At 67.5% G+C, this 18,369-nt stretch carries 21 protein-coding genes; 5 read left to right on the top strand and 16 right to left on the bottom strand.

Going from position 1 to position 18,369, the window contains the following annotated elements:
- Window positions 1–13: 13 nt before the first annotated feature.
- The 13 genes from AB0K34_RS04375 to AB0K34_RS04435 form a co-directional block, all read right to left on the bottom strand.
- Window positions 14–2,815: a BTAD domain-containing putative transcriptional regulator gene (locus AB0K34_RS04375; protein ID WP_364545369.1), complete on the bottom strand. Its 2,802-nt coding sequence runs from the start codon at window positions 2,813–2,815 to the stop codon at window positions 14–16.
- Window positions 2,812–3,267 carry a pilus assembly protein TadG-related protein gene (locus AB0K34_RS04380; protein WP_364545372.1) on the bottom strand — a complete coding sequence of 152 codons (456 nt, stop codon included), beginning with the start codon at window positions 3,265–3,267 and terminating at the stop codon, window positions 2,812–2,814. Before AB0K34_RS04380 ends, AB0K34_RS04375 begins: the two co-directional genes overlap by 4 nt.
- Entirely contained in the window at window positions 3,264–3,656 is a 393-nt protein-coding gene (locus AB0K34_RS04385) for a TadE/TadG family type IV pilus assembly protein (RefSeq protein ID WP_364545375.1), read from the bottom strand. The genes AB0K34_RS04380 and AB0K34_RS04385 overlap by 4 nt, the downstream gene beginning before the upstream one ends.
- A 56-nt stretch (window positions 3,657–3,712) precedes the next feature.
- Window positions 3,713–4,108 (bottom strand): pilus assembly protein, encoded by a 396-nt coding sequence (locus AB0K34_RS04390; protein WP_364545378.1) that lies wholly within the window; start codon window positions 4,106–4,108, stop codon window positions 3,713–3,715.
- Entirely contained in the window at window positions 4,105–4,317 is a 213-nt protein-coding gene (locus AB0K34_RS04395) for a hypothetical protein (protein ID WP_364545381.1), read from the bottom strand. The genes AB0K34_RS04390 and AB0K34_RS04395 overlap by 4 nt, the downstream gene beginning before the upstream one ends.
- Before the next feature lie 31 nt (window positions 4,318–4,348).
- Window positions 4,349–5,245, bottom strand: a complete 897-nt coding sequence (locus AB0K34_RS04400; RefSeq protein WP_364545383.1) for a type II secretion system F family protein — start codon at window positions 5,243–5,245, stop codon at window positions 4,349–4,351.
- A complete protein-coding gene (locus AB0K34_RS04405; RefSeq protein ID WP_364545385.1) occupies window positions 5,242–6,123 on the bottom strand; it encodes a type II secretion system F family protein in 882 nt (293 codons plus the stop codon). Before AB0K34_RS04405 ends, AB0K34_RS04400 begins: the two co-directional genes overlap by 4 nt.
- A complete protein-coding gene (locus AB0K34_RS04410) occupies window positions 6,120–7,478 on the bottom strand; it encodes an ATPase, T2SS/T4P/T4SS family (RefSeq protein WP_364545387.1) in 1,359 nt (452 codons plus the stop codon). Before AB0K34_RS04410 ends, AB0K34_RS04405 begins: the two co-directional genes overlap by 4 nt.
- On the bottom strand, window positions 7,475–8,284 hold the full coding sequence (locus AB0K34_RS04415; protein WP_364545389.1) for a hypothetical protein: 810 nt from the start codon (window positions 8,282–8,284) through the stop codon (window positions 7,475–7,477). Before AB0K34_RS04415 ends, AB0K34_RS04410 begins: the two co-directional genes overlap by 4 nt.
- A gap of 4 nt (window positions 8,285–8,288) precedes the next feature.
- Window positions 8,289–8,987, bottom strand: a complete 699-nt coding sequence (locus tag AB0K34_RS04420; protein ID WP_364545391.1) for an SAF domain-containing protein — start codon at window positions 8,985–8,987, stop codon at window positions 8,289–8,291.
- 8 nt (window positions 8,988–8,995) lie between these two features.
- On the bottom strand, window positions 8,996–9,379 hold the full coding sequence (locus AB0K34_RS04425; RefSeq protein WP_364545393.1) for a hypothetical protein: 384 nt from the start codon (window positions 9,377–9,379) through the stop codon (window positions 8,996–8,998).
- A 376-nt stretch (window positions 9,380–9,755) separates the two neighbouring features.
- A complete protein-coding gene (locus AB0K34_RS04430; protein WP_364545396.1) occupies window positions 9,756–10,301 on the bottom strand; it encodes a hypothetical protein in 546 nt (181 codons plus the stop codon).
- A gap of 250 nt (window positions 10,302–10,551) precedes the next feature.
- Window positions 10,552–11,346, bottom strand: coding sequence for a hypothetical protein (locus AB0K34_RS04435; protein WP_364545399.1), 795 nt, complete (start codon window positions 11,344–11,346; stop codon window positions 10,552–10,554).
- A gap of 411 nt (window positions 11,347–11,757) precedes the next feature.
- Here AB0K34_RS04435 and AB0K34_RS04440 point away from each other — a divergent pair, with 411 nt between their 5' ends.
- Complete coding sequence (locus AB0K34_RS04440) at window positions 11,758–11,952, top strand: hypothetical protein (RefSeq protein WP_364545402.1); 195 nt, start codon at window positions 11,758–11,760, stop codon at window positions 11,950–11,952.
- Window positions 11,953–12,216: 264 nt separating this feature from the next.
- Here AB0K34_RS04440 and AB0K34_RS04445 read toward each other — a convergent pair whose 3' ends face one another.
- From AB0K34_RS04445 to AB0K34_RS04455, 3 genes are all read right to left on the bottom strand, one after another.
- Entirely contained in the window at window positions 12,217–12,636 is a 420-nt protein-coding gene (locus AB0K34_RS04445; protein ID WP_364545404.1) for a hypothetical protein, read from the bottom strand.
- Between the two features lie 208 nt (window positions 12,637–12,844).
- Window positions 12,845–13,771 carry an aminoglycoside phosphotransferase family protein gene (locus AB0K34_RS04450; protein WP_364545407.1) on the bottom strand — a complete coding sequence of 309 codons (927 nt, stop codon included), beginning with the start codon at window positions 13,769–13,771 and terminating at the stop codon, window positions 12,845–12,847.
- 1 nt (window position 13,772) lies between these two features.
- A complete protein-coding gene (locus tag AB0K34_RS04455; RefSeq protein WP_364545410.1) occupies window positions 13,773–15,290 on the bottom strand; it encodes an XRE family transcriptional regulator in 1,518 nt (505 codons plus the stop codon).
- A gap of 274 nt (window positions 15,291–15,564) precedes the next feature.
- Between AB0K34_RS04455 and AB0K34_RS04460 the strand changes: the two genes are divergently transcribed.
- From AB0K34_RS04460 to AB0K34_RS04475, 4 genes are all read left to right on the top strand, one after another.
- A complete protein-coding gene (locus AB0K34_RS04460; protein ID WP_364545413.1) occupies window positions 15,565–16,089 on the top strand; it encodes an ATP-binding protein in 525 nt (174 codons plus the stop codon).
- Window positions 16,090–16,640: 551 nt separating this feature from the next.
- Complete coding sequence (locus AB0K34_RS04465; RefSeq protein WP_364545416.1) at window positions 16,641–16,937, top strand: hypothetical protein; 297 nt, start codon at window positions 16,641–16,643, stop codon at window positions 16,935–16,937.
- Window positions 16,888–17,460, top strand: a complete 573-nt coding sequence (locus AB0K34_RS04470; RefSeq protein WP_364545419.1) for a DUF6879 family protein — start codon at window positions 16,888–16,890, stop codon at window positions 17,458–17,460. Before AB0K34_RS04465 ends, AB0K34_RS04470 begins: the two co-directional genes overlap by 50 nt.
- Window positions 17,418–18,341, top strand: a complete 924-nt coding sequence (locus AB0K34_RS04475) for a helix-turn-helix transcriptional regulator (RefSeq protein ID WP_364545422.1) — start codon at window positions 17,418–17,420, stop codon at window positions 18,339–18,341. The genes AB0K34_RS04470 and AB0K34_RS04475 overlap by 43 nt, the downstream gene beginning before the upstream one ends.
- Window positions 18,342–18,369: the final 28 nt, after the last annotated feature.

The raw sequence follows: 18,369 nt of genomic DNA on the forward strand, positions 1-18,369 counted from the left end.
GGAGGGCTGCCCTTCACTGCTGCCGTCGCGGTGGCGTCCCGACAATCCGGGCGTTGGGCTTTGGGCGGCTGAGAGTGGCCATGAGTTGGTGGGTGTCCCCGCCGGGCTCCGCGTCGATCTCGTCGAGGCGGCTTTCCAGGAGTTGGTAGGTGCGCCGAACGGCGTCAGGGCGGCCGAGCCGGGCTTGGAGGCGCATGACCTCACGGTAAAGAGGCTCGGAGTACGGGTCGTAAGTGATTGCTCGTTCAAGGGTGGCGAGCGCTCGGCCCGGCTGCTCTTGCTGCGTGAGTTGGACGAAGTGCCCGAGGGCGTCGATGACGGCGCGGCGAAGATATTCGCGGTGGGCATTGGCCCACTCGTACTCGAGACCACTGGCGAACTCCCCGGTGTAGAGGTCGCTGACCGGCGCGAGAGCGTTGACGCGCTCGGATTCGTCGTCGGCCTGTTCGGCGTCCATGAGGGTGGTGGTCAGTTGCCAGAGGTCGACATCGATGAGGTCGGGGTCGATGCGGTAGTGGCCGGCGGTGTGGAGAACGTACTTGGGTTCGGTGAGCCCGGTTGCGGTGCGCAGGGCTTTGCGGATGTTGGTGGTGGCGGTGTTGAACTGGATGACCGCGGACTCGGGGACGAGATCGGGCCATAGAGCGCCGATGGCTTGGTCGCGGGTGGCGCCCTTGGGATGCAACGCAAGGTAGGCGAGCAACTGTTTGGCGCACTTGCGCATGCCAGAAGTGATGGGGCCGTCCGCGGTATGGAGGAGGACCGGTCCGAGTACCTGAAGTCGGGCGGGAGCCTGTCGGCCTTCGGTGGAGGGGCGGGGCGGCGGGACGAGGGAGTGAGCACTCTCTGGGGCGGGTTCAGGCGTGGTGCTGGCGCTCCCTACGGGCGCGGGAATGATGGGTTCGCTACCGGTGGCGGTCTGAATGGTCTGCAGCATGTCGGAGGCGTCGTCGACAGTCAGGTGGAACAGGCGCGCTCCGGTGAACTGGTCGGCGCAGGGGCCGTTGGCGACGGTGACGGTTCCGTCGTCGGCGAGTGCCAGGCCGGTACCGACTTCCCAGGTGCCGAGGAGTAGTACGCCGATGCTGTAGCGGCGGCCGAGCATGGCGAGGGCGTGCACGGTAGCGGAGTTGTACACCGCCGTCGCGTCGTGCGTGGGGGCTGCTGCGACCAGAAGCATCGTCGGCAGCGGTTCGGCGGGGTCGTCGATGCGTAGAGCGGCTACGTCGGGCAATTCGGCCGTCTGGCGCATTCGGCTGCGGCGCAGGAGTTCGGCTTCGAGGTGTTCGACGGCTTCGTTCGGGGACGGCGTGATGATCAGGCCCTCAACTGCCCGGGCCAAGCCGGTGATGTCGGTGCCAGGGAAGAGTGCATCGGCGTCAGCCCCGGGGATGACGATCTCGGCGCGGTAGCGGCGGGACTTGGGCAGGAGTTCGGTGGTGATGGCTCGGGCGGCAGCGTGCGCGCCATCTCCGGATAGGCCAAGGCTGAGTCCTGCCAGTGGGATGGTGACGGCTTGGCCGTCGCGGGTGCCTACGACTAGGTGGTCGGGTTCAGGAGTGAGCAGGTCCTTGCGGACGAGTTCCGGGTCGGATGGGACAGACGCCTCACGGTCGGCGTAGATGTCCAGGTGCGCCTTGTGGGCTTTGAGGACGGGGGTCGGGATCGGGGGCTCGGGAACGTACTCGGCGGCATCGGGATCGCTTGGCAGCGGACGCCGGCGGCGTCGGTGCAGGCGGGTGGCGGCTACGGCCACGCTGAGCGCGGCGGCGAGACCGAGGCCGATGAGCGAGCCGGACGGCAGGGAGATTGCCAGGGGTGAGCCCGCATCGTCCTGGTCGTTCGGGGCTGAGGGCGCCGGGCTGGCGGAGTGGTCGGCGGGCGGTGCCACGACTGGGCTAGGCACCGGCGACGTGGTCGTTCTGCCGGACGTCGAGCTGGGCGGAGCGGGCGTGCGAGTACTGCTTTGCGTCTCTTGTTCGGGCGGGGCTTTGTGCGCCTTCGGCCGCGGTGAGGCTGCTGGCGACGGTGAAGACGCCTCCTCCGGCGTGCTGAGGCGCGGAAGCCGGACGAACTGGCCGGGGTGGATAACGTCGGGATCGGTGAGGGCGGGGATTCCGTTGGGTTGGTCGATGTTCCGGCTGTTCTCGAAGATCTCGGGGTAGCGGTCGCCGGAGCCGTAGGTACGGCGGGCGAGGCCCCAGAGGGTTTCGCCTCGCTTGACGACGTGAGTTCGCGCCTCGTGATGATCGGACTTCGGCCGAGCCGGGGGCTCGTCGGCAAGGAGCGGAGTCCACTCGGATTCGGCTGACCCCTGCGGTGGTGCGTCTTGCGCGGGAGATAGATGCCCTTGTTCGCCGGATTCGGGACCGGCAGCGGCATGGACTCCGGTCGCGGCGTGCATGGTGGTCGCGGCGGAGGCCGAACTGGCCAGAGAAGCGGCGGCGCTGAAGGTGAGGGTGGCTGTGGCGACCAGGGTTCGGACCAGTTCTTGGAGCGGACGGACCGGACGCGGCGCGGCGGACCTGGATCGTCCGGTCAGATAGTTCACCGCCTCGGAGCAGACGGTGATCATGAACAGGCACCACGCGCCCCAGCCGATCAGGAAGATCGTGGCCAGGAACACGCTCTGGTCGCTGTCCTGCCGCATCAAGGTCGCGCTGATCTCCTCCCACGACGGAATCCGGTCCGGGATGGGCGAGCCGCCCATGGCGTACATCGCGACCGGGCACCCGACCAGGAAGAACAGGAAGATCACGAGAGCGATGAGCCCTCGCACGAAGTCGTCGAGGCGGCTGCGACCGGTGTAGATCACGGCTGGTTAGGTCCTTCCACTCCGGTGGTCAGGTTCGCGGTCGCGTCGCCGTCCGCGCGCAAGTGGCTGATGCCGATGACGGGCAGGAACACTGCGGGCCGGGTGATGGTGACGTGGACGTGGATGGCGTGCGTTCCGGACGTCGTCACCGTGCCGGTGTAACCGCCCGCCCGCAGGTAGTCCCGAGCAGCGCGGACCGCGGCACGGCGGTCAACGGTGAACTTGCCGTCGCTGTAGGCGCGGTTGAGGTCAACACGTCCGGCTCCGGCGCGGGCGGCTTCTTGGGCCGCGGTGTTGGCGTCCTGGCGGGCTTCGAGCTTCTGCTCGAAATCGACGACGGCACCGAAGAGCACCACCACGACCAGGGTGAGGATGACGGCGAAGATGCTCACGCTGCCCGCGTCGGTGAGGCACTGCCGGCGGCGGCCGATCCATGAGCCCAAGCCGGTCACTGGCCTTTTCCTCGGTAGGGATCGATGGGAGACCGGTGAGTCTTGGTCACGGTGCGTGTTCCGGGCATGCCCGGTAGCGCCACGTCGGCGAGCCTGATGACGCAGGTGACCCGCGCCGATACCGTCCCGACCTGACCCACCGGGCGGCGGAAGCCGGATAGGTCGAGCTGGATGGTCGGGCGGCAGTGCAGTCCGCGGTCACCCAGCGTTGCCATGACGCTGGCTGTTGCGTCCGCGCGGGCTTGGGTGGCGGTGCGTGCGATGGAGGCATGCCTGGCCGCGTCGGCGGCGGCCTGGGCGACGACGGCGCTGCCGTGCTGGACGCGCATCACCAGCAGTAATCCGGCCAGGAACGTGATGAACACTGGGGCGAGGATCGCCACCTCCACGGCTGCGTTCCCCCCGTCCTCGGTGCGCAGCAGCGTCCTCCGTCTGAGGCGGTTCCTCATGGCTGCTCGGTGGTGAAGCGTTCTCTGGCCCCCCGCGCCGTGCGGCTGACGGCGATGTCGACGCCGGGCAGAATCGAGGGGGCGCGTCCGGACACCTGGACGGCGATGGTCGTCCCCCCGGACACGGTCACCTCCGGTGCACGCAGAACAGGCTCGGCACGGGCGAAGGCGATGGCGGCGGATCGGCCGTCGGCCGCGCTGCCATGACGGGCGCGAGCTGCACGAAGTCCTTCCTCAGCGGACGACAAGGCAACGTCTCGGGCGACCGAGACCATGACCGTCTGCAGCAGCGCTAGGAACAGCACGCCGACGGCGGGGAAGACAATGGCGGCCGTGACGGTCGCCGATCCCGTGTCCCGCCCGGCGCCCTTGGTCGGGTTGCGCCGGGTCATGGGCCGCTGGAACCGGGGATCTTGCTGATCCAGCCGTTCACCTTCCCGGCGACGGCGAGGTAGACGGTGAAGGCCAGGCCGGCGAATCCAGCCACGATGATGATCGTCTCCACCACACCCGACCCCCGGTCGCGCCGGACGTCGAGATCTGCGAGTCGGTTGAGAAGGGCGATCGCCAAGCGTGCTGCAGCGGTGTTGAGCGCGTTCATGGTCCCCCGAGTCGATGATGCGAAGTGGGCCTCAGCCAGATGAAAGGAGCTTGGAGAAGAACGGGAAGCCGATCAGGATCACGAAGCCGAGCATCAGCAGAGAGGTCGGCACCCACATCGCAGTGGTGCGGGCGTTGGCCTCGGACCGCGCGGCGGCGGACGCCTCATGCCGCATCGAAGTGATCTTGGCGATGAGCACATCGTGCATCTTGGCGCCCTCGGCTCCGGCGATCTCGGCGGTGTGGGCCAGGTCGGTCAGGTCCCGGACGTCGATGTCGGCGCCGAGGTCAGCGAGCGCACGCCAGGGCTGCTGCTGCGCGTGCCGAGCACGGGTAAGGGCCTGGTGGATGCGCTGGAACGGCCACCCGTCAGTGATCTTCGCGGGGTTCTCCAGGGCGGAGTTGAGGGCGGCGCCCGCCTGCCGTTCCAGGACGACCAGTTGCAGGTAGGAGGTGAAGGCGTAGCGGAAGTCCCGGCGCCGCTGCCGGGCCTGGGACCGAACGCTCCAGTCCGGGATCAAGGACAGCACCGCCGCAAGCATCAGCCCGGCCAGCATCGGGAATGACCATGGCAACGAACTTCCGCTGAGAGCTACCAGGGCGCCGAGCACCGCAGGGGCGGCCAGACCGGTGATGAACAGAGCCAGTTTGTCGAGCATGAACCGCTCGACCGACCGTCCCAGCAGGGCGAGATCGGCTCTGGGGACGGCCACCATGCCGGTCGGCCGCGCAACCCGTTCGGCCAGCCACCGTCCCACCCGCTCGCCCGGCGTCGCGGTGCCGGCCGAGGCAGCGGAAGGCGGGAGCGATACGGCCTGGAGACGGGCCAACGCCGTGTCTAGGCGCGGGGGCGCAGGCCGCAACTCCCGGGCGAGCACGATGAGTCCGGTGGCGCCCAGGCATGCGGCGAAAGCGGCTAGGAGCGTCACCGTGCCGCCCCCTGTTCGACGGTGCGGCGGGTGACGTGCAGGAATCTGGAGCCGGTCGACAGGACGGCCAGCCGCCGCATCCACCACAGCCCGGCCGCGTAGATGCCGGCGACGACCGCCAGGACGGTCTGACCCAGCGGGGTGTCATAGGGGCCGGCAAGTGTTTGCGAGGACGCGAACAGCACACTCAGCGCCCCGACAGAGGCGACGATCACGGACAGCGTCGTCCGCAGTCCGGCCCGTTCGGCCTCGACGTCGCGGCGCACGATCACCTCGTGCTCGACCGCGTCGGCCAGCAACCCCAACGCCTCCCGCGTCCCTGGGCCACGGCGGCGGGTGGCCAGAAGCAGAGCACAGGCGATCAGGTCGGCAATGGGGTCGTCGAGCTGATCGGCGAACGCCCGCAGCGCCTGCTCGGTGTTGGCGTGGTTGTTCAGGCGTCCGGCCAGCAGCGCGACCGGTTCGCGGATCGCGGCGGGGGCGACTCGCGCGCTGTCGGCCAATGCCTGCTCCAGGCCCCGGCTGGCCCCGATCATCTCCGCCAGCCGCCGTGACCACTGTGCGAGGGCTTCCAGCCGCGCGATGCGTCGCTGCGGCGCGCGGCCCGACAGCATCGGCGGTAGCGCGTACACCGCGGCTCCGACCGCCAGCGCCGCCACCGGCCATCCCGACAGCAGCAGGACCGCCGCTGCACCGGCGATAGCGCCGAGCAGCCGGTTGCGACGCCCAGGCCATGCCGGTGACCGCAGCATCGTGTGAAACCGGGACGGCGGACGATCGTCTCGCTCGCCGAACCCGACGCCCCGGACTGCACCCACGAGCACAAGGACGCTTCCAGCGGTGCACAGGCCGGCGAATGCGGCCAGCAGCCCCGTCATGCCCAACCCCCATCCGCTGGTGAGGGTGTCAGGAGCTCGGGGTCGAAGCCTTGCTCGAGGAGTTCGTCCAGCAAGCGGGAGCTGATGTGCCCGCCTGCTGGTGCGGCACGTCCGTCCGGGCCGGGAGTGAACACGAAGTTGCGAGTGGGTTCGGCGGAGTCCGCGGGCGGCCCGATCTCCATCACCTGGGACACGTACCTGCCGTTGGTGGCTTGGTCGCGCTCCAGGTACACGATGAGGGGTTCAGCCAGTCCGAACATCAGATGCACGTCGTCAGCGCTCAAGCCGAGGTCGGCGCGGCGGCCGAGCTGGATGACGCGGCTGAAGACGTGCTCTGGGCGGTGGACGTGCAGCGTGCACATGGAGCCGCGCGCCCCGGAGTACATCACCTCCAGCATCGGAGCGAGTTCCCCGTGCCGGGCTTCACCGACGATGACGCGGTCCGGGTTGAGACGTAGGCAAGCCGGCACAAGGTCCTGCAATCGCACCTCGCCCGCGCCTTCGGAGTTGGCCTGGCGCGCTTCCAGGGCGACTACGTCGTGGTGCCGGTGGGCCAGTCTCGGGTCGTCCAGGAACAACTCGAAGTCGCTTTCCAGGGTGATGATTCGCTCCCGCGGGGCGATCTCGCCGGCCAGAGCCCGGACCAGGGTGGTCTTGCCGGTGTTGACCTCTCCGCACACGATGATGTTGCGGCGCGCGGCGATCGCGGCTCGCAGAAATTGCTCCAGCGGCGGTGTGAGGGTGCCGAGTTCGGTGAGCTGCCGCAAGGCAATGTCGACGAGGCGGTGCACTCGGATCGCCAGATGCGGCTGCCGAGAGACCCAACCGACCACGGCAAGCCGAAGCCCGTCGTTGAGTGCGACGTCCAGCAAGGGGGACGCATGGGAGAACTCGCGGCCGGTGTTGCCGCGCCGCGCCAGCAACTGCACCCACTCGATCAGGTCCTCGTCGGTTTCCGCGACTGGCGGGCCCGGCTCTTTCGCGCCGTTGGTGTAGCTGATCCAGGTCTGGCGGCAGCCGTTGACCACGATGTTCTCTACGTCGGAACGTTCCAGGTAGGGCTGCAGGGCGCCGAGCCCGAAACGGCGGTCGAACACCAGTCGCGCAACCTGCTGCTGCTCGGACGCCGATATGACCCGCCCGGCGGTCATCTGCTCATGGGCCCATGCCTGGACTTGGGTATCAATCAACTGCCGCGATCGAACCCGGTCGACCCCGTCGCCCAGGACGTCGACGAGCTGCGCCGATACCTCCCGGACCGCGGCCCACACGTTCGCTTCGCCGTTCCGCTGCAGAGGAAGGGCGAACGGTGCCGGGGTGTCCATTCCGGTGGGGTTCCAGCCGGGCGCGGTCACTCGTGAGCTCCCGCTTTTGCCAGCGGCTTCGACCGCGCTGCTCGGCTCCTAGAGGAGCCCGTCGAGTCCGAGGAGACGACTGCCGTGTGGAGTCGTCGTCCCAGGTGTTCGAGCGAACGGACCAGCAGCGAGGTTCTGAACGTCAGCCGAGGACGCGCACCATCCGACAGCACCCTGGCGTCCACCGGCGAGGACGGAAGCTCGGCCAGTACCCGGACGTCCAGGGCACGTTCGACCTCGGCTGCCCTGTAGGGCCCATCGACGATCAGACCCAACCCGAGTGTCGCGTGCTCACCGACCAACCCCTTGAGCGTGTCCAGCCGCGGTTTGGCAGCATCAACCTGCGGCAACGTCGGCTTGAGGATCATGACCACGGCGTCAGCCGCCTTCAGCAGCTCGGTGGGGGTGTCAGCGCCGCCGACTCGGCCCAGGTCGGCGATCACATCGCCGTCCCAAGCCGTCAGCGCCTCGGCCAGCTTGGGCCACACCGGAGCCAACCGCGTTCCATGCCGCGGATCACGGACACCATGCAGCAGCTCCACGTGCCCGTCGTCCACGATCGGCACCACGTACTCCTTCAGCGGTACCGCCGCTTCTTGGCCGGCTTCCACCGCCATCGCCAGCCCGAGCAGCCCCGGACCGGCTGAGCCACGCATACGGTCCGCCATGAATCCCGGAAGTACACGGCGTCCCATCGGGTCGCATTCGGCCAACAGCACCCGCCCCGGCCACAGCAACGACAGACCGAGGGCCGTGGTGGATACCCCGGGAGCACCACCGGGAGAGATCAGGCAGCACAGCCCCATCGGCTCAACCTCTCCTTTCAGTCACCACGAGCACGACCGATCCGGCCGCTGCCTGCCGAGCCACCGTGCTGCTGTCCGAATCGGCCACCAGCAGCGATACCGCCACGGCCCCCTCGGCGTCCGGGCTCTCCACCTGGTCGACAACGCCCGTGACGTCCCGCAGCACACCGGCCTGGGCACGGCTCCGCACCGAACCGGCATCAGCGCTCTGCTCGCCGGAGGCGAAGACCACGCGGACACGCCACCCAGGCGCCAGGCCCGGCGGTACGGCGCCGGCCTTCAGCGGCACCGTCACCAGCGCCTGCCCGCGCTGCGGACTCTGCTGGGCTGTCAGCTGTGAGGCCGCGAGGAACGTCCCCTTCCGCAACCCCACGGCGGCGTGCTGCCCGATCACCTCGCGCAGTTGACGCTGCGGAATCGTCGCGCCGGGCGAATCCGTCGCCACCCGTACCACGTCCAGATCGGCTTGGACGATCCTGTGCCCTACCGGGACGTCGCGTGCCACCCGTACCACCGGCATCCGCTCTCCGGCTGAACGGAACAGGTAGACATTCGCCGCCATGGCGAACACCAGCAGCATCACCCCGGTCGCGATCCAGCCGGACCTCCGTTGCCGCGCCAGCCGCTTCGACGACGCGGGCAGTGGTCCGCCGGTCAGCTTCGGAACCGCCGGTTTGGGCAGCGTGCCGCCGCTGAATCTCATCGCGCTCCTCATCCGTACAGGCCCTGCGCCTCGGCCACCCGCAACCGGAAACTGGTTGAACGCGTCAACGGCGGCAGCGCCCCGCCGGACCCGTCGGAACCCCGCCACGTACCACCCCACGTCACCGTCACCCGCACCCGATACGCGCCACCCGGCTCATGCGCCGATGACCGCTGGAACGTGTACGAGCAATCGGTGCGCTGCGCTGATGCCGGACGAGACTTGTCATACGCGGTGCCCACTCCTGCGCAGCGCACGACGCGATGTCCGTAGCCGGGATCGATCGTCAGGCCCTGCGGCCTGGCCGTCACTTCAACCCATACATCGCGCGCTGTGGTCCGGCCGCTGATCGGCCGGGAATTCGTCACCCAGAACCACTCCGGCAGACCCACGAGACCGGCCGATCGGCGAGGTGGCGCCGTCCGTACCACCGGCGTGGGGATCGGCATCCGTGTCCATCTGCTCAATGCCAACTCCGCCGGGGACACCTTTGCGGACTTCTTGCGGACCGGTGTGCATACCTCCACGTCATCGCTCAACGTCCGACAATCGTGCGGACCGATGTCGTGCGAATCGTCGACGGGAGCACTTGCCCCGGTCGGCTGCGAGCCGGGTTTGACGCTCCCAGGGCGCCCGTCATCCTGCGCCCCGAAGCCATATCCGTTCAGGTTGGCCTCAGGAGGAATCGGGTCGCGGGGAGGGGGAGCCGAAATAGGCTGCATCAGGAGTGCGCCACTGGTCAGCACGACAGAGGAAACGGATGCCATGTCAGCAGCCCTCGCCCAGGACAACGTACTTGCTGACGCGCCACTTCCCATCGGCGGACTTGACCAGGTACGCCTTGGTGTTCCCCTTCTCGACGCCTCGGTTGCTCTTCTTGTGCGTGTTCCTGTTCATGACGCCGGCCTTGCTGGAGTCCTGGCAGTCGCGCAGGGTCGCGTCATTCCCGGCGACATCCACGCTCGTGATGTGAACGACGACCTTCCCGTATGAGGTGAGGTTCTTGCTTTCCAGTTCCTCGGCTCGCTTCAGAACGCGCGAAAGCTGAGGCTCGACCATCAGCGTGGACAATTGCTGCTTCCGGGAGCTCTCGGGAAGGGAGTCGGCATGGTCGAGCATGGCGATGAATGATGTGTAGACGCGCCTGACCACCTCGTCTTCCGAAACGGAAGACTGCGGCGAGGTGGGCACGTTGCTCGGCGATGGCAGGGCGACGGCCTCGCTACCGCTCTTACAACCGGCCAGCACCAGCACAGCGCATGCGGCGCCGATCCAGCAGAGCCGATGTGCTGCCTGTCGATCGATCCCGGTCAACGTCACACCTCCATGATTTGGGTCACCCGCCGACGCTGCCGCGATCTTCATAGCGACAGCACCGGCAAGGCGACGTCGAGCGATCGTAGGCGCAAGCGAAGCATTCTGACTCCGAGTCACGCCGCGATGAGGGTAAATCCCCGCACATGCGAGGCCAAGAGACATTGGTCGGCTTGACTATCTGCCCCATATGGCCGAAATGCGATCCGTGTGCCAACGAACCGGCACCGGAACAGGTCCTCGTTGGAGTTCACATGTTCGCGTCAGGAGCGACGGACATCGCCGAGATTCGACCATCCCGAATTGCAGCCAAGAGACGGTCCTCTGCAACCTGCCGCTGCTTGTACAAGCGGCTCGCCGGCACCCCGCTGTCCTTGGCCAGGCACTGGACGGACAGGCCGTCCAGCCGCGTCGCGATGATGAGCTCAGCGGCGGCCGAGGTGATGATCTCCTGCCGCGCGGCTTCCAGCAGCAGGACGACCGGGTCGACGTCGGAGACCAGTGGACGAGCGGGCAACTCGCTCGGGTCGCACGGGACCTGGCGGGCGTCCCGTCCGCGAGCCCGCAGCGCTCCCTTGCGAGCCCACAGCATCAGCCGCGCTGCGATGTGCGGACGGTCGATGTCGATGCGCGCCAGCTGCGCGACGAACTCCGTCAGCAGCTCCGACACGATGTCGTCGACGAGCCGGCTCGGGCTCGACCGGATCACCCGCGCGGCGGTGCTCTTCAGACCCGGCATCGCCACACCGACGCAGCCCACCACCCACGCGGGATCACCGGCCCGCGCCCTGCGAACGAGCTCCCGCCACGCGGCGTCCTTGAGTTCGTCCGATGCGGACTTCTCTAGCAGCAGCACGCGGAGTTCGCTCAGATCGATGGCCCGAGCGGGCAGGCCGTGTCCGACGGCTTCTCCGTCGACTGCCAACGGACTCGGACCGGTGGTCAGCAACTGGAAGGATCGCTCGGCGATGCTCAGCGCGTTCTGGCCGTACTCGCCGGCGGTCGCGCGGATCGGACGCTGGTGGTTGCTCTGGTGGTTGTTCATGACGCCCCCGAAGGCCGTGACGGATCGATGGCGTCAGTTGTCCGCCTCGCCATGAGCACTTCACGAGCACTTCGTATGCACCCGAGCGTGCTTACGGAGTGCTCATGGACTGCTCAGAATCGCCCTGACCTGCGAAAGCTCCGGATCGAGCTTCAGTTGCAGCTTCGAAGGTAAAGCCACCCTCCGTGCTCAAAAGCCGCCTGACCTGGTCACTCTCCCGGTGTCGGAACCTCGTTATGGGCATGGCAAACCTGGCTGAGAGGCGGGTGAGGAGCGGCGGACACCCGTCCCGCCTACTCCAAGCCCTCCCGCCGACGGGCGATGACGGGGGATCTCCACAGAGTTCTCAGGCTGGAGCATCGCGCTCGGACCGGACTGCTGGCGAGAACCTTGTCCGGCAGATGCACCCGGATGGATGCGGCTGAGGCGATCGCGGACAGCACCTACCCATTCGACGACGTCACCTACGCTGCCGCGCTGCCCGGAGAGGATCTGCTCGTCGGCAGAAGGCTCGTGCACGACTACTCGTCGGTGCTGCTCATGCACCTGTTCCGGCTCGGTGAGGGGCGGCGGATCATCATGCACGTTGGCTCATCGACTGGCTGACTTTCGCGGCCGGGGACCGGGGCCCTGGCATGGCCACTGAGCCTGTTCAGGTCAGCAGGGCCCTCAAGAACATCGGCGAACCAGTGGAGTTCGAGCAACCCTACAGTGCAGTGAACGCGCCGTTGAGTTGGATTCGGAATAGGATAAGTAGCGGTGGTTTGCCGCATGGTTAATAAAATGCAGAGTAGGGCACTTCTCGCATCTGCGTGACACCGGGAGATCCGGTTCAGCCGCGCCTCAGCTTTTAGGTCATACGGCTTGGCCCTATTTGCCCATAGCTTCAACGGCCGATGCGAGCACCGAAGCACTTGCGCCGTTGCTGGTCTCCATGGTGGCGGTGAAGTCCGGTCCTTCCAGCCTTATGTAATAGCGCTCTCTGTTCACTTCGTCGACCGTGAGGTGATAGGAGTCGGTCACTCGAATGACGTACTTCAACTTGGTGCAGGCACCTTTGAACGGTGGGCTCTCGAAGATAAGGAGCCGTCGAGTGGTCACCACGAACGTATGGTCGCTACTGAGGAGGTCGCTGGGAACTATGAGTCGAAGCTCTTCGCCGGACTCTAGGTTAGCGCGAATGATATCCTGTGACTTCGAGATTATCTTCCGCATGTACTTAGTGGGCTCGCGTAGGGAGGCTTCGAAGTCTGGATCAAGTGGTGCTGGGGGCTTTCCGAACAGTCCCACGTCGTCACCTCCGGCTGCGGCGGCTGAACTACGTCCCCTTACCGCTTAAGCGTAGCGACCCACACACCGTGATCACGGCTCCCCAAGTGTCCGGGTGCGGCCGAACTAACTCGTCTCATATGAGGATGCGCGGGCTTGACCTGCCATCGTAGGCGAGCGCTGTTCGGCTTGTACGCCGACCATCGAGGCTCACACAGTCCCTTGTGCTTCACAGGTTGCTGCTGTCTTTCATGTGCCAGCGGGTGCGGGTGTCGCTGGCTCTTAGGCAAGTGAGGCGGTGGGTTAGCTCTTGGCGGGAGAAGGGGTCGCCGGGGGCGTTGCGGATGTGGATGCCGATGGCGTAGGTGTCGCGGATCTGCATGAGGGTTTCGTAGCCGTCCCATTCGCGGAGGTCGTCGCCGTAGGCGGCGGCGAAGTCGTTCACGTCTGCGGGTGAGAGGCCGAAACGGCGTTCGCCGTGGTAGCTGTGGATCAGGTCCCACTCGCGGGGGCCGAGGGCGACGCTGTCCCAGTCGCCGAGGATTACGTGGCCGTCCTCGTGGCGGAGCAGGTTGTCTATCCATGCATCGCCGTGGAGGAGTGCCGGAGGCTCGCGGAACGGCAGGGCGAGCCAGGCGTTGGTGAGGTCGGTTATGCGGTCGGTGAGCCAGGCTCGATCGTCGTGGTCGAGGACGCCGGGTTGGTGCTGGACTGTTGTGCGGATGCTCGCCAGCGGATCTGTCAGTTCCCGGAGCGGAAACGGTGGCGTTGGGCCGGTGTGGAGGGTACGGAGTAGTCGGCCGAGGTCGGTTGTGGTGGCGGGGGCCGGTGCGGTGGGGATGTAGTGCCAGAAGGTGACGGTGGCGCCGTCGACCTTCATCGGTTGACCGGTGATTCCGTCGGCTGGCCGTACGGTCGGGAATCCGCGGTCGGCGAGCCAGCGGGTGACCGCTAGGACGGTGGGGAGCCGCTCGCTGGCGGTGGGGGCCGTGGCGATCCGAGCGATGATCGGCGCGCGGAGTTTGAATACCGCGTTGCTGCGCAGCCGTAGGAGTTCGGCGCCGGTCGGGTCGAGGTCGGCTCGGTTGCAGGCGTCGTCGAGTATCTGGTGGGCGCGTTGGCGGAGGTTGGTCGCGCCGGTGAGTTGGTTCGGCATCTCAGTGACCGGGGCCCGTGGCAGTGTCCAGGGCCAGGGCCTCTTCAAAGGTGTGCAGGGCCTTGTCGCGTCGGCGGCTGGCGGGGATGGCGGAGCGGACGTCTCGGGCACGGACGAACACTATGGTCGTTCGCTGTTCCGGCGGCAGTGCCAGGAGGGTCTGCGTTGCGAGTTCGCATGCCTCGGCCTCCCGAGCACTACGGGCGAGCGTCGTCGCCCGGTCGAGTCTGATCAGTGCGGGGTCGATGCCCGGGCTGGTCGGACGGCACAGTGCCGAGGCCGTGTCGTGTACTGCTTGAGCGCGCTGCAGGTCTGGTAGGTGCGCGTGAGCGCCGCTCATGTACAGGTAGAGGCGCTGCTCGGTGAAGTCGAAAGCCAGCGCCCCGGTGTTGCGGCCTTTGATTTGGGAGAAGAGCCGTTGGGCTTGGGTGAGCGCGGCGATGGCGCCCTGTCGGTCGCCGATGCGGGCCAGGGCACGCCCTTCGGCGGCTGCGGCGAGTGCCGTGGGCGACGAGGGCTTGGCGCGGCCGAAGGCTTGGGCCTCTCGCGCGAGGCTCACCGTCTCGGCTGGATCGCCGTAGTAGTAAGGCAGCATCGCCTCCTGCGCACGGACTAACGCGCGGAGCTGGGGGTCGCCGGTGTCGTCGGCGGCCGTTTTGGCGGTCCCGTACCAGGCGCGTGCTTGGCGGATGTCTCCGAGCTTCATCAGGGCGTCCGCGCTGAGGATCGCCAATGTGGCGGCGACTCGTGAGAGCCGACATTGGATCGGGCCCGATTGCCGCTGGGAGGCGAGGCTGCGGACATCACTGAACTCCAGCATGAGCTGGCACAGCATCGGCAAGGGCGGTGTGGCCAGGTAGTCGCGGCGGCAGTGCAAGACCGTCTGCTCCAGACGGTCCATCTGGTCCTCGGTGACCGTGCCGGAAGCCAGGGTCCGGTCCATCTGCTGCCGAAGCGTGTCCACTTCCGCCATCAGGCGACCGCGGGAGATCCGGGCGTTCCCGATCATGACGTCGTTGAACAGAGCTCGCCTGGTGGTCTCGTCTTTGGACTCGTGTGCCGGCCAGGGATTGTGCAGGGCGCTGGGCGTGAGCACCGGCACGTGCGGGGTGAGAGGTGAGGGAGGTGGAGTGCGTGGGGCAGGGACGATCGCGGCCGCGTCGGTGACGGCATCGTCTGAATAGTCGGCGGCCAGGCCGAGGCGGATGGGGTTGGCCCGGTACAGCCTGGAGAGCCGGTCGACGGTGTCCGGCCGTGGACGGCCTCGGCCGTTCTCCCACACGTTCAGCAGGTCGATGTTGGCGTGCGGCTCCCCGAGGTGCTCGTGTTCGCACAGCTCGGTCAGGTGGTCGATGGCGGCTTGGGCCGTCCAGCCATGGGCGAGGCGATGGGCCTTGAGCAGGCTCACTCCACAGCAGCGGTGGATGGCCTGCACCAGTTCCCACGTCCGCCATTCCTCGGCCTGGGCCCGTTCGCGCCACCGGCGTGCGCAGGACGGTGCATGCTCTCCTCGCGCCATTCGCTTCTCCCCATGCTGTTCCGCTGAGGCCCGGGTGCCAGTGCCCTCAGCGTAGACCGCGCTGATCGACCCGAACTGCTGCCTGACCGGCCCGCATCGTGGTCCGGCGGATCCTCCACGGGTTCGAAGTCGGTTTCCGTGTTTGCTCCACGGTTTCTGCGGATTCGTGGATTACCCGCGATTGGCGGCCTGCTGACTCTGCGTCACTGTTCTGGCACTCAGACATGGTCAGCGGGCTGCGAGGCGCAGCCAGAACCGTTCAGGAGGTGTGGTTGTGGCGGAGTCCCCCGGGCCCGAGCGGGAGGTGATATCCGAACAGGCCGACGAGCCCGTCATCGAAGAGACGGAGTGCGCCGGTCTCCGTCTGGAGACCCATGGTCTTCCGGACGAACGGACCGCGCGTCACGCTAGGGCGGCGGTCCGGGAGGTCCTGCGGAAGGTCGGCGCGGACGAAGGCGATGTCGGTGACGCCGAGCTGGCCGTTGGTGAGCTCGCCGCCAACGCTGTCTCCTACGCCGGCGGGCCTTACGAGATCCGCTTTGTGCTCATCGCCGGACGTCCGGCCTGGTGCGAGGTCGTTGATGGTGATGCCGGACTGTTCGGCATTCCGGAGATCTTCGAGAAGCTCCACCGGACCGAGACGTCGGACTGCGTTCCCGACGAGGTGCCGCAGGAGAGCGGCCATGGCCTGGCCATCGTCCACCGGATTTCAGGCGGCCGGTGCAAGGCGTATCCCACGGTCGTCTCCTCAACCGGGCAACCGGGCAAGGCCGTGGCCTTCGCGCTGCCGGGGAGTTGACCGCTGTGGGAAGGCATTACGACCTGGGAGCCGGTGGTGCGCCGCCGGTCCGCGAGCCACGGTACGGTCCGCCCGACCGGTTCGACTTGGCGCGCGATCTCGTCGACAACCTCAGCGATGCGGGCCTGTGCGCGGCCAGCACATGGGAATGGGCGCCGCCCACCGTTTCGGTGTCGGCCCGCCTCGTCGGCGCCGATCCGCGGTCTAACCGGACCGTCTGGTGCCTGCCGTGGCCTGGACGGCACGTCCTGTACTGGCAGTGGAGGCGAACAGCGTCCCGTGGTGGCGTCGTAGTCGGCGGTTGGTGCGAGCCGTTGTGCCCCATCGCTGACATCCCGGGGGCTGCTGCGCATCTCATCGCAGCCGTTCGCCTTGTCCCCGATCTCTCGCCGTAATAGTCCATACGACCTGGGGTTACGTGGCTCGAAGACCTCATCTTCCGCACTGCCCGATTGCCTTACGAGTGTTCCACGACGGTTGCAGAGTCCGTCCGTCTCGAGACTTGACGGTGTTCGGGGTGCGGGTGAAAGTCGAGCAGGCGGGCGTCACCCTTGGTCACACTCGCGACGCTGGAGGCTGTCGTGCGACTAAGTTTCGTTGGTATCACGCCGGACACCCCGACCAATGAGTGCCCGGCCGTCTACGTCGATGAGGACACCGGCGACGTCTGGTTCCAGGGCGAGCAGGTCACCGACCCGCAGGCGCTGGCCGAAGTCGACGGGCACAGCCCGATCGGCGAGCACGAGGTGGTGGTGAAGCTGCCGCCGGTGATGAAGGACATCATCCTGGAGGCGATCAATGGCACGTACGAGCGAGGGAGGCGCGGGCCAGGCCGCCACGGCGAATGAGGAGACCGGGGCGCCGGTTCCCGAGTCGTTCACCTCCCTGCTGACCGGGTGCCGGTTCTCCGCCGTGCACTTGGAACAGCGGGATGTCTACACCCCGGCCAATCCCGACTTCCTGAGGTGGCGGGACGGCGATCGCTTCGACCCGATCGAGTGGGGACGAGACTGGATCGACCTCGTGGCGCCGCTGGTTGCGCGTGGCGTGTCTGTTCGCCGTGCCCGGATTGTCTCCGAGCCGGTCACCGACTACATCTGGTTCGAGCACGGCGTCACGCCGATGAACGTGGCCGCCGGTGAGCAGGTGCGGTGGCTGCCCCGCCGCCGGGCGCTCGATCTGGCCGTGCCGCTGAACGACTACTGGGTGTTCGACGACCGGGTGGTGCAGTTCAACCATTTCGCCGGGGACGGCTCGTCGCTGAAGCAGCCTGAGAATCGCGACGAGCCGGCGCTGGTGTCGCTGTGCCTGACGGCGTTCGAAGCCGTGTGGGAACGGGCGATCCCACACGAGGACTACAGGCCGGCCTGACCGATACCACTGGACCCGCCATCGTGCCCAGCTCGCCTTCGTCGTCAGCACAGGCCGCCCGGCAAGTGCTCGCCGATCAGCTGAAGGAGATCCGCACCGATGCCCGGCTGACCGCAAAGGCGCTCGCCGCGGAAGCCGGGTGGGATCGGACGAAGGTCTCCCAGATCGAGCACGCTCGCCGCCCGCCGTCCGCCGAGGACATCAGGACGTGGTGTCGCGTGTGCCGGGTCGACGACCAGGCCGCCGACCTGGTCGCGTCGCTGCGGACCGCCGAGGGCATGTGGGTCGAGTGGCGTCGTATGGAGCGCAGCGGGCTGAAGCGGGCGCAGGAGTCCGTCCTCCCGTTGTTCGAGCGGACCCGCGCCTTCCGGTCTTACTCGTCGTGGTTGCTTCCCGGCCTCCTCCAGACCGAGGACTACACCCGGGCCGTGTTGCGGGCGGTGCGGCGGCGCCGCGGGCTGATTGACGATGTCGAGGCCGCTGTCGCCGTCCGCATGGAACGCAAGCAGCTCCTCCACCGGCCCGGACGTACGTTCGCGTTCCTGGTCGAGGAGTCGGTTCTGCGGACGGGGAACGGCGGCATGGACGTGATGCGGGAACAGCTTGCCCACCTCGCTGAAGCGGCCTCCCAACCGGCGGTGTCGCTGGGGATCGTCCCGATGAGGCCGGGCCGCGAGACCCGCCCGGTCGAGGACTTCTGGATCTACGACGGCGAGCAGGTCAGCGTCGAGCTCGTCTCCGGCTACCTGAGCATCACCAACCCGCGCGAGATCGCTATGTACGGGCAGGTCTTCGGCTCGCTGGCGGACGAAGCCGTCTACGGGGCACACGCCCGGAGGCTCCTCCAAGACGCCGTCGAATTCCTGGATGACGAAAAGTGACCTGTCACATCTGGTCACACTCATCGCC

The sequence above is a fragment of the Actinomadura sp. NPDC049382 genome (assembly GCF_040677125.1).
In the GTDB taxonomy this organism is placed as follows: Bacteria; Actinomycetota; Actinomycetes; order Streptosporangiales; family Streptosporangiaceae; genus Spirillospora; species Spirillospora geliboluensis.

Coding starts and splice junctions, on each gene's coding strand:
- AB0K34_RS04390 (WP_364545378.1), bottom strand. CDS start 4,108: ATGACCCGGCGCAACCCGACCAAGGGCGCCGGGCGGGACACGGGATCG.
- AB0K34_RS04395 (WP_364545381.1), bottom strand. CDS start 4,317: ATGAACGCGCTCAACACCGCTGCAGCACGCTTGGCGATCGCCCTTCTC.
- AB0K34_RS04405 (WP_364545385.1), bottom strand. CDS start 6,123: ATGACGGGGCTGCTGGCCGCATTCGCCGGCCTGTGCACCGCTGGAAGC.
- AB0K34_RS04415 (WP_364545389.1), bottom strand. CDS start 8,284: ATGGGGCTGTGCTGCCTGATCTCTCCCGGTGGTGCTCCCGGGGTATCC.
- AB0K34_RS04420 (WP_364545391.1), bottom strand. CDS start 8,987: ATGAGATTCAGCGGCGGCACGCTGCCCAAACCGGCGGTTCCGAAGCTG.
- AB0K34_RS04435 (WP_364545399.1), bottom strand. CDS start 11,346: ATGAACAACCACCAGAGCAACCACCAGCGTCCGATCCGCGCGACCGCC.
- AB0K34_RS04440 (WP_364545402.1), top strand. CDS start 11,758: ATGGATGCGGCTGAGGCGATCGCGGACAGCACCTACCCATTCGACGAC.
- AB0K34_RS04450 (WP_364545407.1), bottom strand. CDS start 13,771: ATGCCGAACCAACTCACCGGCGCGACCAACCTCCGCCAACGCGCCCAC.
- AB0K34_RS04455 (WP_364545410.1), bottom strand. CDS start 15,290: ATGGCGCGAGGAGAGCATGCACCGTCCTGCGCACGCCGGTGGCGCGAA.
- AB0K34_RS04470 (WP_364545419.1), top strand. CDS start 16,888: ATGGCACGTACGAGCGAGGGAGGCGCGGGCCAGGCCGCCACGGCGAAT.